Source organism: Vibrio sp. 10N.286.46.A8, assembly GCF_041470165.1.
GTDB lineage: Bacteria > Pseudomonadota > Gammaproteobacteria > Enterobacterales > Vibrionaceae > Vibrio > Vibrio tasmaniensis_A.
Genome location: NZ_JBFRLX010000163.1, coordinates 1 through 16,602 on the forward strand (window position 1 = coordinate 1; position 16,602 = coordinate 16,602).

12 protein-coding genes are annotated in these 16,602 nt (G+C 45.8%); 3 read left to right on the top strand and 9 right to left on the bottom strand.

Annotation, left to right across the window (positions count from 1 at the left end; genetic code table 11):
- The first annotated feature begins 376 nt into the window (after window positions 1–376).
- The 3 genes from carA to AB4232_RS15835 all read left to right on the top strand — a co-directional run bounded on the left by carA (window position 377) and on the right by AB4232_RS15835 (window position 5,753).
- Window positions 377–1,531, top strand: coding sequence for a glutamine-hydrolyzing carbamoyl-phosphate synthase small subunit (gene carA, locus AB4232_RS15825; protein ID WP_372087491.1), 1,155 nt, complete (start codon window positions 377–379; stop codon window positions 1,529–1,531).
- Window positions 1,532–1,547: 16 nt separating this feature from the next.
- Window positions 1,548–4,778 (top strand): carbamoyl-phosphate synthase large subunit, encoded by a 3,231-nt coding sequence (gene carB / locus AB4232_RS15830; RefSeq protein WP_004734974.1) that lies wholly within the window; start codon window positions 1,548–1,550, stop codon window positions 4,776–4,778.
- Between the two features lie 195 nt (window positions 4,779–4,973).
- Window positions 4,974–5,753: a TSUP family transporter gene (locus AB4232_RS15835; protein ID WP_372087492.1), complete on the top strand. Its 780-nt coding sequence runs from the start codon at window positions 4,974–4,976 to the stop codon at window positions 5,751–5,753.
- Here the strand turns inward: AB4232_RS15835 and AB4232_RS15840 are convergent.
- The 9 genes from AB4232_RS15840 to gltB all read right to left on the bottom strand — a co-directional run.
- Window positions 5,704–6,549: a LysR family transcriptional regulator gene (locus AB4232_RS15840; protein ID WP_102257735.1), complete on the bottom strand. Its 846-nt coding sequence runs from the start codon at window positions 6,547–6,549 to the stop codon at window positions 5,704–5,706. The genes AB4232_RS15835 and AB4232_RS15840 overlap by 50 nt on opposite strands.
- Before the next feature lie 91 nt (window positions 6,550–6,640).
- Window positions 6,641–7,222: a flavodoxin family protein gene (locus AB4232_RS15845; RefSeq protein ID WP_372087493.1), complete on the bottom strand. Its 582-nt coding sequence runs from the start codon at window positions 7,220–7,222 to the stop codon at window positions 6,641–6,643.
- Between the two features lie 252 nt (window positions 7,223–7,474).
- Window positions 7,475–8,092: a TRIC cation channel family protein gene (locus AB4232_RS15850; protein WP_017100513.1), complete on the bottom strand. Its 618-nt coding sequence runs from the start codon at window positions 8,090–8,092 to the stop codon at window positions 7,475–7,477.
- 74 nt (window positions 8,093–8,166) lie between these two features.
- Window positions 8,167–9,036 carry a vitamin B12 ABC transporter substrate-binding protein BtuF gene (gene btuF / locus AB4232_RS15855; protein ID WP_012603224.1) on the bottom strand — a complete coding sequence of 290 codons (870 nt, stop codon included), beginning with the start codon at window positions 9,034–9,036 and terminating at the stop codon, window positions 8,167–8,169.
- Between the two features lies 1 nt (window position 9,037).
- A complete protein-coding gene (locus AB4232_RS15860) occupies window positions 9,038–9,991 on the bottom strand; it encodes a cobalamin biosynthesis family protein (RefSeq protein ID WP_372087495.1) in 954 nt (317 codons plus the stop codon).
- Between the two features lie 10 nt (window positions 9,992–10,001).
- Window positions 10,002–10,697 carry a 5'-methylthioadenosine/S-adenosylhomocysteine nucleosidase gene (gene mtnN / locus AB4232_RS15865; RefSeq protein ID WP_009848399.1) on the bottom strand — a complete coding sequence of 232 codons (696 nt, stop codon included), beginning with the start codon at window positions 10,695–10,697 and terminating at the stop codon, window positions 10,002–10,004.
- 127 nt (window positions 10,698–10,824) lie between these two features.
- Window positions 10,825–11,253 carry a DUF1499 domain-containing protein gene (locus AB4232_RS15870; protein ID WP_009848400.1) on the bottom strand — a complete coding sequence of 143 codons (429 nt, stop codon included), beginning with the start codon at window positions 11,251–11,253 and terminating at the stop codon, window positions 10,825–10,827.
- Between the two features lie 171 nt (window positions 11,254–11,424).
- On the bottom strand, window positions 11,425–12,837 hold the full coding sequence (locus AB4232_RS15875; protein WP_372087496.1) for an FAD-dependent oxidoreductase: 1,413 nt from the start codon (window positions 12,835–12,837) through the stop codon (window positions 11,425–11,427).
- A gap of 16 nt (window positions 12,838–12,853) precedes the next feature.
- Window positions 12,854–16,602, bottom strand: a 3,749-nt coding sequence (gene gltB / locus AB4232_RS15880) for a glutamate synthase large subunit (RefSeq protein ID WP_372087497.1), incomplete at its 5' end; no start/stop codon positions are given.

Here is a 16,602-nt window from a genome sequence, read left to right on the forward strand (position 1 = left end):
TTATCACCGCTTGACTCTTATTTTTGATTTAAAGCTTTAAATCTACGTGTTTACTCATTGTATTTATCGATTGCGTTTTGTTGGTGATATTTTTGCCACCTAATGGTGGGTGAAAATGACGGGCGGAAATTAGAAAATCGTAATATTCCTATTAATTGAGTATGAAAGTTGAACTTTTGAAGCTTTGATGGGAGAAATTGAATTAGTTATTACAAATGTTTAATTTCTTTTGCGTTAAATGTTGACACGTATCACGCAGATCACTAAAATACCGCCAATTTGTCTAATTTCCATAAACACGCAGTTTTTGGTGTTGCAGGAAGGTAGATTTGCAAATTAAATCAATTTTAATGCATTTTTATTTCTGGAGGTTGTCTTGAAGAAGTCAGCACTACTCGTCCTAGAAGATGGGACAGTATTTCACGGTGAAGCCATTGGCGCTGTAGGTTCTGCAGTTGGTGAAGTCGTTTTTAATACCTCGATGACGGGGTACCAAGAAATCCTCACTGATCCTTCCTATTCTCAACAAATCGTTACCCTTACTTACCCTCACATTGGCAATACCGGAACCAATTCCGAAGACGAAGAATCTTCTTCAATCCACGCTCAAGGCCTTGTGATTCGCGATCTCCCTCTAATCGCTTCTAACTTCCGTAATGAACAATCCCTTTCTGATTACCTTAAGTCGCAAAACGTTGTTGGTATCGCTGATATCGATACTCGTAAGCTGACGCGTATTCTTCGTGAAAAAGGCGCACAGAACGGTTGTATCGTAGCTGGCTCTTCAGTAAATGATGGAAATTTAGACGAAGCTTTGGCTCTAGCTAAAGCAAAAGAATTCCCTGGCCTGAAAGGTATGGACCTTGCGAAAGAAGTTACAACAAAAGAAGCGTATCAATGGAAACAAGGTTCGTGGACGCTTACGGGTGGACTTCCTGAAGCGAAAGCAGACTCTGAATTGCCATACCACGTTGTTGCTTATGACTTCGGTGCAAAACGAAACATCTTACGAATGCTTGTTGACCGCGGCTGCCGCCTAACGGTTGTTCCTGCTGAAACTTCTGCTGAAGAAGTACTTGCTCTGAACCCAGACGGTGTTTTCCTTTCAAATGGCCCTGGTGACCCAGAACCATGTACTTACGCAATTGAAGCAACAAAAGTGTTCCTAGAAAAAGGTTTACCAATCTTTGGTATCTGTCTAGGTCACCAGATTCTTGCTCTTGCGTCAGGCGCTAAGACAGTGAAAATGAAGTTTGGTCACCACGGTGCAAACCACCCGGTTAAAGATTTAGAACGTGATGTTGTGATGATTACTTCACAAAACCACGGCTTTGCTGCTGACGAAGATACGCTTCCAGAGACATTACGAGCGACTCATAAGTCTCTATTTGATGGTTCTCTACAAGGTATCCACCGTACAGACAAACCAGCATTTAGCTTCCAAGGTCACCCAGAAGCAAGCCCAGGTCCAGAAGACGCAGCGCCGTTATTCGACCACTTTATTGAACTAATCAAACAGCACACAGTGTAATCCGGAGTAGTAGATAATGCCAAAACGTACTGACATTAAAAGTGTTCTAATTCTAGGTGCTGGTCCGATTGTTATCGGTCAAGCATGTGAGTTTGATTACTCTGGTGCTCAAGCTTGTAAAGCACTTCGCGAAGAAGGTTACCGAGTTATTCTTGTAAACTCGAACCCAGCGACAATCATGACTGACCCAGACATGGCTGATGCGACTTACATCGAACCTATCCAATGGGAAGTGGTTCGTAACATCATCGCTAAAGAGAAGCCAGATGCAGTTCTACCGACAATGGGTGGCCAAACTGCACTTAACTGTGCGTTAGATTTAGAAAAATACGGTGTACTTGAAGAGTTCGGCGTAGAGATGATTGGCGCAACTGCTGACGCTATCGATAAAGCTGAAGACCGCTCTCGTTTTGATAAAGCAATGAAATCGATTGGTCTTGAGTGTCCAACGGCTGATACAGCGAAAACGATGGAAGAAGCTTACAAAGTTCAAGAAATGGTTGGTTTCCCTTGTATCATTCGTCCATCGTTTACGATGGGTGGTACAGGCGGTGGTATCGCTTATAACAAAGAAGAATTTGAAGAAATCTGTCGTCGTGGTTTGGACCTATCTCCAACTAACGAACTTCTTATCGATGAATCACTTATCGGTTGGAAAGAGTACGAGATGGAAGTGGTTCGCGACAAGAACGATAACTGCATCATCGTATGTGCGATTGAAAACTTTGACCCAATGGGTATTCACACTGGTGACTCAATCACCGTAGCTCCAGCACAAACGCTGACAGACAAAGAATACCAACTAATGCGTAATGCATCTCTAGCAGTACTGCGTGAGATTGGTGTTGAAACGGGTGGCTCAAACGTACAGTTTGGTATCAACCCGAAAGATGGCCGTATGGTTATCATCGAGATGAACCCACGTGTATCTCGTTCTTCTGCACTTGCTTCTAAAGCAACAGGTTTCCCAATCGCTAAGATTGCAGCGAAACTGGCTGTTGGCTTTACGCTAGACGAGCTAATGAATGACATCACTGGCGGCGCAACGCCAGCATCATTCGAACCAACAATCGACTACGTAGTAACTAAGATTCCTCGTTTTAACTTCGAGAAATTTGCAGGTGCTAACGACCGTCTAACGACTCAAATGAAGTCGGTTGGTGAAGTTATGGCTATCGGCCGTAACCAACAAGAATCTCTACAGAAAGCACTTCGCGGTCTAGAAGTTGGCGCAACTGGTTTTGACGAAATGGTCGACCTAGATGCACCTGACGCTCTAACGACGATTCGCCATGAGCTTAAAGAAGCTGGTTCTGACCGTATTTGGTACATCGCAGATGCTTTCCGTGCTGGTATGTCAGTTGATGGTGTATTCAACCTAACGCAAATTGACCGTTGGTTCCTAGTTCAAATCGAAGACATCGTAAAACTAGAGCAAGAACTTAAAGCGAAAGGTTTTGCTGGTCTGAATAAAGACGAGCTAATGAAGCTTAAGCGTAAAGGTTTTGCTGATGCTCGCCTGTCTAAGATTCTAGGTGTGGCTGAAAGTGAAATTCGTCGTCTACGTGACCAATACGATATTCACCCAGTCTACAAGCGCGTAGATACGTGTGCGGCTGAGTTCTCTTCTGATACGGCTTACATGTACTCATCTTACGATGACGAATGTGAATCGAACCCAACAGACAAAGAGAAAATCATGATCTTAGGCGGCGGTCCAAACCGTATCGGCCAAGGTATTGAATTCGATTACTGTTGTGTACATGCATCTCTAGCACTACGTGAAGATGGCTACGAAACAATCATGGTTAACTGTAACCCTGAGACAGTTTCGACTGACTACGATACGTCTGACCGTCTGTACTTTGAACCAGTAACTCTGGAAGACGTACTAGCAATCGTTCGTGTTGAGAAGCCAAAAGGCGTTATCGTTCAATACGGTGGTCAAACACCACTGAAACTGGCTCGTGAGCTTGAGGCTGCTGGCGTACCAATCATTGGTACTAGCCCAGACGCAATCGACCGTGCAGAAGACCGTGAGCGCTTCCAAGTTGCTGTTGACCGTCTTGGTCTTCTACAACCAGAAAACGCGACAGTTACAACAATGGAGCAAGCGGTAGAGAAATCTCGCGAAATCGGCTTCCCATTAGTTGTTCGTCCTTCTTATGTTCTTGGTGGTCGTGCGATGGAAATCGTATACGACGAGCAAGATTTACGTCGCTACTTCAACGAAGCAGTAAGTGTTTCAAACGAATCTCCAGTACTACTTGATAGCTTCCTAGACGATGCAATTGAAGTCGACGTTGATGCGATTTGTGACGGTGAGCGCGTTGTTATTGCGGGTATCATGGAGCATATCGAACAAGCGGGTGTTCACTCTGGTGACTCAGCATGTTCTCTTCCTGCTTACACGCTAAGCCAAGAAATCCAAGACGTAATGCGTGAGCAAGTTGAAAAGCTAGCGTTCGAGTTGGGTGTTCGTGGTCTAATGAATACGCAGTTTGCTGTTAAGAACAACGAAGTGTACCTAATCGAGGTTAACCCTCGTGCAGCACGTACAGTACCGTTCGTATCGAAAGCAACAGGCGCAGCAGTCGCTAAGATTGCAGCTCGTGTTATGGCGGGTCAATCGCTAGAGTCTCAAGGCTTTACGAAAGAAATCATCCCACCATACTACTCAGTGAAAGAAGTTGTTCTTCCGTTCAACAAATTCCCTGGTGTTGACCCACTATTAGGCCCAGAAATGCGCTCTACTGGTGAAGTTATGGGTGTTGGTGCAACGTTTGCTGAAGCATACTCTAAAGCTGAATTGGGTTGTGGCAACATCTACCCAGAAGGCGGCCGTGCACTTCTTTCTGTTCGCGAAGGCGACAAAGAGCGCGTTGTTGACCTAGCATCTAAGCTATCTAAGCTTGGTTACCAGCTAGACGCAACACACGGTACTGCAGTTATCCTTGGCGAAGCGGGTATCAACCCACGTCTAGTAAACAAGGTACACGAAGGTCGTCCTCACATTCTTGACCGTATCAAGAACAACGAGTACACATACATCGTGAACACTGCGGCTGGCCGTCAAGCGATTGAAGATTCTAAAGTTCTTCGTCGTGGCGCGTTGGCTGAGAAAGTGAACTACACGACTACGCTAAACGCTGCATTCGCGACTTGTATGGCGCATACTGCAGACGCGAAAACGTCAGTAACTTCAGTTCAAGAGCTACACGCACAAGTTAAAGCTTCTCAAGCTTAATTGACTCACGTGTATCGTTGTTAAGCGGATATAAATGCTCAAAGCCCACTCTTCGGAGTGGGCTTTTTTATGTCTGTTATCTGGTGTCGGTTAAATGATGAAAATTTGGAATAGGTTACAATCTTGTGTTTCGTTGTTGATTGTTTGCTCTCGGTGGTAAGTTGTCGCTTCACGAGAATTTAAGGCGTTGGGTATATGGAAATCACTCTAGAAATATTGGCTATCTTGTTTGTTGTTGCAACGGCAGCAGGCTTTATTGATGCAATGGCTGGCGGCGGTGGATTATTGACTCTACCAGCATTGCTAGCGGCAGGAGTACCACCAACGCAGGCATTGGCCACCAATAAACTTCAAAGTTCTTTTGGCAGCTTCTCCGCCAGTTGGTATTTCGTACGCAATGGTATCGTGAACATAAAAGAGATGCGTCTTGCCATTCTCTGTACCTTTATCGGTTCTGCGATTGGTGCTGAGTTAGTGCAGCATATTGATGCGAGCTTATTGACGAGCATGATCCCCTTACTGCTTATCGCCATCTCTCTCTATTTCCTATTAGCACCCCAAACCAGAGCGTCTGAAGGTAAGCAAAAGATGTCTGAAGCCGTGTTTGCTTTGTGCATTGGTGGCGGTGTTGGTTTCTACGATGGCTTCTTTGGCCCAGGAACGGGTTCTATTTTCACGGTCTGTTTTGTCGCTATCGGCCATTTCTCTTTAGTGGATGCAACGGCACGTACTAAGATACTTAACTTCACATCGAATATAGCCGCATTGATCTTCTTTATTTTAGCTGGCTTGCCAATTTGGGAATTAGGATTAGTGATGGCAGTTGGTGGTTTTATGGGCGCTCAACTTGGCGCTAAAGTAGTGGTAACAAAAGGGCAGAAATGGATTCGCCCTCTTGTGATCGTGATGTCGATGTTAATGGCGTCTAAACTGCTTTGGGAACAGCATCAACAATGGATTCTATCAGTATTTTAACTCGTGGGGACTGATAGCTATTTGGTCTCACACAGATATGAATCGGTCTAATCAATCCTTGCAATTCGGGAAAGCTAAACAGGTATTGAGGCTTAATGTTGAGTGTTTTTACGATAGAAAGCGGGATCAAAGCCGGCCCCGTTCCTCCTAGCGCTAGCTGGGCTGCTGCGGTATAGGCATCCATCTCCATCAAGGGTTTAATACCAAACTTTTCTAACACTGAGAGCTGATAAGAGTTGGCAGGGTTGGTCATATCGTTGGTAATCACCAATGGAGGAAGCTCCGTTAGCGGCGACTTACTCACTATGTAAAACGGCTCATCAAATAGATGGAAGGTCATCAATCCATGATGCGGCGGCAGTAAGCCAGCACACAACCCCAAGGTCGCCTTACCAGACTGCACTCGCTCGATAATTCTTGGTGTATGGTTAGTGGTGATGGTGATGTATTTATCTTGCTGGATAAATTGGCCCATCATCTCACCTAAATAACCCGCTATCAGAGACTTAGAGCTATCTAAAGTAATGAGAGTGGTATCTTCCAACTCTTGCTGTTCATAAATAAGCCCTCTAAGTTCATTGAATGTAGGGCCTATGCTCTCGATTAATGCAATCGCATCCGGCGTCAGTTTTATCTGTCGGCCACTCGGCTCGATGAGCTTTTTACCTAGCTTCTTTTCTAAATTCGCAATCCGTTTGCTGACCGCTGATTGGCTGATATAAAGCAAACTGCCTGTGCGGCTCATGGTTTTTGCTTTACTCAGCACCAATAGAGTTTCGATTCCTTCGAGTAACATTGAGTGATATTCATGAAAGTTGGGAATGATTGAACCAAGTTACCTTAAACGCCATTCATTCTCTAGTCTGAGCTCATAGATATTAAGTAAGCTAGGTTCTTTTAACTAGGCTCGCTATGCGTTGGCCAAAATAGAAAGCGGTTTTAAGATCATTACTGTTAATGTGACTATTCGTGCTCTCAGCCGTCTGATCATCACTGGCGACCAAACCAATACTAGAACCCGTGCGATTCAAACCTAAATCATCAATATGCTTTGAGATATCAAGCCCTGCCCAAATCATGCCATGCTGACAAGCCAGAGTGAAAAAACTTAACAAGGTTTGCTGCTGCTCACCGTTGAGGCTACCACCAGTGGTGAAACCTGCAGCGAGCTTATTTCGCCATGCCTTCTTACAGTTGCTATCACTGCTCGCATCCATGAAGCTCTTAAATTGAGCGGCTGGTGAGCCCATATAAGTCGGGGAGCCAAAGATAATGGCGTCACAGTTGTCTAATGCGCTGAGCTTATCGTCATTGTCATATCTTCCTTCGACTATTTCAGAAGAGAGCACCTCGATGAGCAGTGCTGAGTTAGATTGTTGAGTGTTAATGCCTTCAGCGATTGTCTCAGCGACTTGCTTAGTCGCTCCATTCTTAGAGAAGAAAACAATGCCTACTTTATTGATACTCATCTTGAACTCCCTTTTGCCAATGTTAGTAAATAAATCAATTTATAAAGTTATTTGTTTATTAATATAGCCTGTGAATTAGATAAGTAAACAAAAAACATTACTAACCTAGTGATGAATGAGTTAATGAGTTAATGAGCTAACTAGAGTGTTAGGAAAGGAGGGGATCTTTGAATAATGGAAATAGAGGGGATAAGTACTTTTAAAGCGAATTAAAAAAGACTCCTTTGCGGAGCCTCTTAGTCATCGTCCTATCTATTTGATAGCAAAAGTCGGTAATGACAAGTGCCAGCGAATAGCGCCAAGCCTAATCAATAGTGTCGTGAACACGCCAGCCAAAAAGGCAGTTTCTGAGTCGTGCCCCATGGTAATTGCCATGGTATGGAAAGCGCCGCCAATGATACAAGCAGTTGCGTAGACTTCACTTCTTAGGATCATTGGGACTTCACGAGCAAGTACGTCACGGATAATACCGCCACCACAGCCTGTGATAACACCCATGATAATGGCCACTAATGCCGAGTCTTGATAAATTAGTGCTTTTTCTACACCAATACCAACAAACACCGCTAAGCCGATCGCATCACATACTGGCAATATCCACCAAGCCAGACGCTTTGGACGTCTTACTATAATCATGGTCAGCAAACAGGTGGTGATGATAACCCAAAGGTATGTGGTATCAGTGATCCAAAACACAGGTGTCGCGCCCAATGCCATGTCACGAATAGTACCGCCGCCAATCGCGGTTACACTGCCTAGAACGGCTACGCCAAAGGGATCCATCTTAAGACGGCCAGCGACAAATACGCCTGAGACGGCAAAGATGGCGGTGCCAAATAAATCGATAATATAAAGCAGCATGGAGTCCATGATACTGGTGCTCTTATAGTTAAAATTGTAGGGACAGGTCGGTGGCGAATTGTACGAAAAAATGCTGCAAATAGTTAGTGATTTTGCCTAGCTCTATCGAAGAAATCGCACACTTGTTGGATTGCTTTCAAAGTTCTTGTTGTCGGGCGATTAATCCAGTCAGAATTAAGTGACCAAATCTGATTTTGAGCAACTGCCGGGATCTCATCTTCCCAAGTTTGCCACATGGTTCCATTCTCAATCGCGTGCTGAGAAGTGAAGATCACTTGCGGCTTCCTTAACACAACTTGTTCAATGCCAACTTGCGGGTAAGGGGAAGCACTGTCTTCGAAAATATTGTGGCCACCACAAAACTCAAACACCTCACTTGGCCAGTGCCCTTGAGCAACAGTGATGATCGGCTTCTCACTGAGTTGGTAGAAGTAGTTTACTGGCTCGGCATCTTTGTATTTTAGTCTCAACGCGTTGAGCTGCTCTCTGTATTGTTGAGCGTTATTTTCGCCAATACTTGGATCGCTTGCGAATTGGCTAAGTTGCTCAATATTGGTCGCGATGTTATCTAGGCTCTTGGTTTTTGAGTAATAAATATTAAAACCAAATTGCTCCAGTTTCGCGAGTTCTCTGGGCGGGTTTCCAGCTGGCCATGCGAGAATGAGATCAGGTTGCAGGGCGATGATCTTCTCAACCTTGATGCCTTGGTAATTTGCCACTTTCTCTAGTTTGTCAGCTTGTAGTGGATAATCACTTCGCTCACTCACCGCAACAAGCTTATCACCTAAACCAGCGCTGTATGCGAGTTCAGTGGCATGAGGAGCAAGGCTAACCACACGTTGAGCTGGTTGAACTTTTTCTGAAGTCAGTAGTGTTTCTTCTGCAAATGACAAAGGCAGCCATAAGCTGGAAAATAAAATAGTAAGGCTTGTAACAAGTGCTGATGGTTTCACTCTAAATCCCTTGGTGAACAAATAGTAAGATTAGGCTTTGTAAAAATATCCAGATAGCGATGCGACCAAACAGCAGTTTTTGAACTTGAGACAAGTGCAGGGCTGAAGGGGCGATTCTGCCGCCTAATTTTGCTCGAATAGCTTTGGTGTTGTCGTAAATCGCAGGGCCGCCCAGTGACAGCTCAAGCTTGTTGCCGACAGCAGTAATCAACCATGCTGGGCCGGGCAATGGCCAAGATCGACTCTGAACGAGCATCATCTTGAATGTGTGAGACGCTTTATCACCACATACAATCATTAAGGCAAACAATCGCATCGGTATAAATTCTAAGATAGCGACGATCTTGATTGCCGTTGATCCAAATGGAGAGAACTGCTTACGGCTTGGTGACCACGCTCGCGCTAATTCGACAATCAGGCGATACATTAAAGCTGCAATTCCACCACCAATGGCGTACCAGAATAAAACACAAACCACATTACGAGCGTAACCCATGATGATAGTTTCAGCAGCGGCTTTGCCAAGCCCAAGTGATGACAGTGATTCAGTTTGACGGTTAACAATCGGAGCCAATAACTGGCGAGCCGCGGCTTTATCTTCTCGGCCAAGTGCTCTGATCAACTGATTTGCCAACTTTTCATTGTTACGCCAATCAATAGCGAGTAACAACAGCGCTAATTCAAACAGTTGTGATTGCCAAACCAGTGGCTGCAGCGCCAATAGGATAACCAGAGCCGGCAAGACCATTAACCCCCAAGCTAAAGTGCCTGAGATTAAGCTTTGGGAATAATTTTGATTGTTATTAACCTTGGTTGCTAAAAGTTCAGCAAACTTATGCCATAAGGTCGTGGGATGTGCGGCATGGGGGATAGGTAAAATTAAATGAAAAAGCAGTGCTCCCCACATTACAAGGAGCACGCCATTTGCAAATACCTGATCAAACAGTGTTTGCATGTCTAGTCGTTTACTTTAGTAGGGCAACCATTTTGATAACCATCTCAGAAGAGCTTTGTGCTGCTAGTGGCAGGAACTCTTCGAAGCTCATTGGTGATTCTTTGTCTGCAACGTCAGATATTGCACGAACAACCACGAATGGTACTTGGAATTGGTGACAAGCTTGAGCGATAGCCGATGCTTCCATCTCTACAGCAACCACTGATGGGAAGTGCTTGCGGATGAACGCTTGGCGTTCTGCTGTGCAAACAAACGCGTCGCCAGTACAGATAAGGCCACGAACAGCGTGCTTATCTTCCATTTGTGCTAGAGCTTGTTCAGCAACAGCCATCAGTTTGTCGTCCGCTTTGAACGCTGCTGGTTGACCTGCCATTTGACCAATTTCGTAACCGAAAGCTGTAACGTCAGCATCGTGGTGACGAACTTCAGTAGAGATAACCACATCGCCAAGGTTCAGTGTTGAATCAAAACCGCCAGCAGAGCCCGTGTTTAGTACTACGTCTGGCTGGTATTCGCTTAGTAGGATTGAAGTACCCACTGCAGCGGCTACTTTACCAATGCCTGATTGAAGTAAAACAACGTCAACACCATTTAGCTGACCAGAGAAAAAGGTACAACCGCCTTTATTAATTTCAGTAATGTCTGAAATTGCTGCTTTTAGGATCGCAACTTCTTGCTCCATTGCGCCAATGATGCCGATTTTCATGTGTAGTCTCTTAATAAATAATATTTAAACAGTAGAGCGAAATTGTAGCATGGAAGAGAAGTGTCGAGCGACTGCCCAGAAGCACTTCTCATCCGAATACAGACGATTTATCTGTGTATTCTTTTATCTATTTGATGAAGCCTTCGTTTTTCAAGCTAGCACGAAGTTGATCCGCTCGTTTTCGGTTTACGCCAAAATCAGAATGGCCAGTGCGAGACTCTGAACGCACGATCAGTTTGCCATCAGTGATCTTAAGCTCTAAATCATCGACAAAGCGCATGATGCGAGAAGTACATTCAACACGTAGGTAGTCTTCGGTTTTGTTGGCTGTTTTCGCTCCTGGTAAGGTCAGCGCAACCTGCTCAATCGCATCTAAGTTTGCTGAACCTGATAACTCAAACGCGGCCAATGTATACTGTTCACGGTCATCTTGAGTTGATACGCAGTTTGGTTTGTCTCCACAAGGTGATGAAGTTCTGTCTTTCATGTCCGTGATTCCTTGGCTACAAGCGGTTAAAGTCAAAAGAGATAGAGAGAGGAGAGCGGCTTTTTTCATAGTGTTTCCTATGGCGTTGTTTTAGTTTTAATTCTAGTTATCGGTATTGGCTTGTTTACGATTTTTTTACGTATTTTCGTTATGCTTGTGATAAACGTATCTAATTCAAAAAAGGATCCGTCATTGGATCCTTTTTTTATAGTAACGAACTGAGTAATAAAGGAAACCCAATCACACTTCTAGGTAGTCCAAGATCCCTTCTGCGGCTTTACGGCCTTCATCGATAGCGGTCACCACTAAATCAGATCCTCGAACGGCATCGCCACCGGCAAATATCTTGCTGTTGGTGGTTTGGTATTGAAACTCTTGTTTGCCGGGAGCTTTGATGCGCCCCCATTGGTCGAGCTCTACACCAAATGGTTTTAGCCATTCCATTGCATGAGGTTGGAAACCAAATGCCATGATCACGGCATCAGCCTCAAGAACATGCTCACTGCCTTCTACGGGTTCAGGGCGACGACGGCCTGCTTCATCAGGTTCACCCAAAGCGGTTTTCACGAATTTAACGCCAACCACATGACCAGCGCTGTTAAGCTCTAAGCCAATAGGTTGGAGGTTGAACTTGAACTTCACACCCTCTTCACGCGCATTCTTCACCTCACGACGAGAGCCTGGCATGTTTGCTTCATCTCGGCGGTAAGCACAAACAACGTTAGCTGCGTGTTGACGAATTGATGTTCGGACACAGTCCATCGCAGTATCACCACCACCAAGCACGACCACTTCTTTGCCTTTCATGTCGATGAATGGCGTTGGGTTATCCAGCTCCATGACCTTATAGGTATTGGAAACAAGGAATGGTAGGGCATCATAAACGCCCGGTGCTTCTTCATTATCTAACCCTGCACGCATGTTTTTATAAGTACCGACGCCTAAGAAAACGGCATCATAGTCATCGACCAATTGTTGTAGCTGAACGTCTTTACCTACTTCGGTATTCATTTTGAATTCGACACCCATACCACTAAAGATACGGCGACGGTTTTCCATGATGCCTTTCTCTAGTTTGAACGATGGAATACCAAACGTCAGCAGGCCTCCGATCTCTGGATAGCGGTCAAATACGACGGCCTTTACACCGTTTCGAACTAAGATATCCGCTGCTGCAAGGCCTGCTGGGCCTGCGCCGATGATAGCGACCTTTTTGTCGGTCCACTCAACGTGAGACATGTCTGGTTTCCAGCCCATCTCAAACGCTTTGTCATTGATGTATTTTTCAATGTTGCCGATGGTTACTGCGCCGAAATCATCATTGAGGGTACAAGATCCTTCGCACAGTCGATCCTGAGGACAAACTCGTCCACACACCTCAGGTAAGCTGTTGGTTTGGTGAGACAGTTCAGCGGCTTCGATAATGCGCCCTTCATTGGCAAGCTTAAGCCACTGAGGGATGTAGTTATGAACTGGACATTTCCATTCACAGTAAGGGTTACCACAGTCTAAACAACGGTCAGCTTGCGCTTTGGCTTGTTGCTTAGTGAAAGGTTCGTAGATCTCTACAAACTCAATTTTACGTATCTTGATTGGCTTCTTCGCTGGGTCTACGCGATTCACATCAATAAATTGGTATACATTCTGGCTCATTATTGGCTCCTTCCAATTATTGCGCTTGAACACGAAGTTCAGCAGAGCTACGGCTTTGGTGACCGAGCAAGGTGTTAAGATCCGCCGTCTTTGGCTTCACTAGGTAGAACTTCGGAATCCATTCATCAAAGTTCGCCAGAATAGCTTCAGCGTGTACTGAGCCAGTCTCTTCTAAGTGCTCTGCAATCAGGCCGCGTAGATGTTCTTGGTGGATAAATAGATCAGACAGAGAAAGAGCTTCGACTGATTCGTTGTTCACACGGCCTTGGAAGTCTTCGTTCTTATCCATCACATAAGCAAAACCACCTGTCATACCGGCGCCGAAGTTGACGCCAGTTGCGCCAAGAATAGCAACAATACCGCCAGTCATGTATTCACAGGCGTTGTCACCCGCACCTTCAATCACAGCAACGGTACCTGAGTTACGCACGCCAAATCGCTCGCCCGCAGTACCTGCGGCAAATAGCTTGCCTCCGGTTGCGCCATACAGACAAGTGTTGCCTATGATGGTCGCTTCGTTACAAGTAAAGGCTGTGCCTTGGTGAGGTTTGATCACTACTTTGCCGCCAGCCATGCCTTTGCCGACATAGTCATTGGCATCACCCGTCAGATACAGCTCTACGCCGCCAGCGTTCCAAACCGCAAAGGATTGGCCTGCGGTACCATCGAGATACAACTTAATTGGTGAACCTGACATACCTTGGTTACCGTAACGTTTGGCAATTGCGCCAGAGATACGAGCACCAATCGAGCGATCGGTATTGATCACGTTGTAGTAGAGGCTGGTGGGTTGACGTTTCTCAATCGCATCAATTGCGTCATCAAGGATCTGTTGGTTGAGCTGAGCCTTATCAAAAGGTGCGTTTGGCTCTGTCCAAAACAGTGGGTGACTTCCTGGAGATACCGGAGCTTCCAATATCGAAGAGAGATCGAGCTTGCTCTGTTTCGCCGTGAGGCCTTGAACGGTTTCAAGCAAATCAGTACGACCAATCAGATCAGTAAGTTTCTCTACGCCAAGTTCTGCAAGGTACTGGCGAACTTCATCGGCTAGGCCTGTAAAGTAGTTCACCACCATGTCTGGTAGGCCTTTGAAGTATTCGCGGCGTAGGGTTTCATCTTGAGTCGCCACACCTGTCGCACAGTTATTTAGGTGACAAATTCTTAAGAACTTACAACCCATTGCGACCATTGGTGCAGTACCAAAACCAAAGCTTTCAGCGCCTAAAATCGCGCCCTTGATAACATCGAGGCCGGTTTTCAGACCACCATCGACTTGCAGGCGGATCTTATGACGAAGTCCGTTGGCGACGAGTGCTTGTTGAGTTTCGGCTAAGCCAAGCTCCCAAGGACAACCTGCGTATTTCACTGAAGTCAGCGGGCTTGCCGCGGTACCACCGTCGTAACCGGAGATCGTAATCAAGTCGGCATAAGCTTTCGCTACACCTGTGGCAATGGTGCCTACACCCGGTTCAGAGACTAACTTTACTGAAACCAAGGCTTTAGGGTTAACTTGCTTAAGGTCGAAAATCAGCTGCGCCAGATCTTCGATAGAATAAATATCGTGATGTGGAGGAGGAGAGATCAGAGTCACGCCTTGAACTGAGTATCTCAGCTTAGCGATTTCTGCCGTGACTTTATGACCCGGTAGTTGACCGCCTTCTCCTGGTTTCGCACCTTGTGCGACTTTGATTTGTAGAACATCCGCATTGGTTAAGTAATGTGGCGTCACACCAAAACGACCGGATGCTATCTGTTTGATACGCGAGTTACGATCTGTCCCAAAGCGTCGTGGATCTTCACCGCCTTCACCAGAGTTAGAATAACCACCTAAGCGGTTCATCGCCATTGCTAATGCTTCATGAGCTTCTGGGCTCAAGGCACCAATCGACATTGCCGCAGAGTCGAAGCGCTTAAAGAGATCGCTACTTGGCTCGACTTGTTCTAGAGGTAGAGGTTGATCGGCTTTTTTGAGGCTCATTAAGTCGCGCAGCATAGCAGCAGGACGAGCATTAACTTGCTTCGCAAAAGATTGATAATCCGATGTTTCACCTGTCTTTACTGCGGTTTGTAAGGTGCTGACTACGTCTGGGTTGTACGCGTGGTATTCGCCGCCATGTACGTATTTGAGTAAGCCACCATGTTCCAGTGGTTTACGCTTAGTCCATGCTTTGCCAGATAGATTATAGATATCTTGTTGGAAGTCGCTAAAGCTAGCGCCTTGGATACGAGTCGTTACGCCACGGAAACACAAATCAACGACATCGGTATGCAAACCGACCGCCTCAAATAACTGCGAGCAGCGATACGAAGCAATCGTCGAGATACCCATCTTCGACATGATCTTATACAGGCCTTTGTTGATGCCGTTTTGGTAATTTTGTAATGCAGTGCGATAGTCTTTATCTAATGAACCATCGTCCAACATTTTGCCCAGAGCTTCATAAGCGAGATACGGGTAAACCGCGGTTGCGCCGAAGCCAAGCAGTACGGCAAATTGATGTGGGTCGCGTGCAGTTGCTGTTTCAACCACGATGTTAGCATCACAACGTAGGTTGGTGTCTGCGAGTCGAGTTTGCACCGCACCGACAGCCATAGCTGCTGGAACGGGTAGCTTACCTTTCTCTAAACCTTTGTCTGAAAGCACAACCAAAACGGCGCCGTCACGTACATCTTGAACCGCACGATCACACAAGTCATTGATGGCTTGTTCGAGATCTTTTTCTGCTGGGTCATAGTGCATGCTAAGAATCGTATGGCCATAATGCTTTTGATTTAATTGCAGAAGTTGCTGCATATCAGAATAAAGCAGAACGGGTGAATCAAACGTCACACGGTAAGCATGCCCATCGGTTTCACAGAACACATTCATCTCTTGGCCGATACTGGTTGCCAGAGACATAACGTGTTTTTCACGCAAAGGATCAATCGGTGGGTTGGTGACTTGAGCAAACTTCTGACGGAAATAGTCGGTGATTAGGCGCTCTTTAGAAGACAGCACTGCCATTGGCGTATCGTCGCCCATAGAACCGACCGCTTCTTGTCCCATGTCACCGAGTACACGCAGTACTTGGTCTGACTCTTCGTTGCTCATTGCAAACTGTTTTTGATAGGTCTTTAGGGTGTCATCATCAAAATTACGCTTACCGACTTGGTCATCTGCTAGTGCGGAAAACGGTGTTAATTTGTGAACGTTCTTATCCATCCACTCTTTATATGGGTGACGGCCTTTAAGATCATTGTCGATCTCGTTCGACTGCCATAGCTTACCGCGACGCGTATCAATAACGAGTAATTCACCAGGGCCAACACGTCCTTTCTCTGCCACTTCGTCTGGCGCATAATTCCAGATACCGACTTCAGATGCCAAGGTGATTAGGTTGTCTTTTGTGATCACATAGCGAGCAGGGCGTAAGCCGTTTCTGTCGAGGTTACATGCAGCATAACGGCCGTCAGACAGTACGATACCGGCAGGGCCATCCCACGGTTCCATGTGTTTTGAGTTGAAATCGTAAAAGGCACGAAGCTCTGGGTCCATATCTGGGTGGTTTTGCCAAGCGGGCGGCACAAGCATACGCATCGCTCGGAACACATCCATACCACCGGCAAGGAATAGATCGAGCATGTTATCTAGGCTTGATGAATCTGAGCCTGTCTCATTCACAAAGGGTGCGGCCGTTTGTAAATCGGGCAGCAGTGGTGAAGAGAATTTATAGGCACGAGCTTTAGCCCACTGACGGTTACCTTCGATGGTATTGATCTCACCAT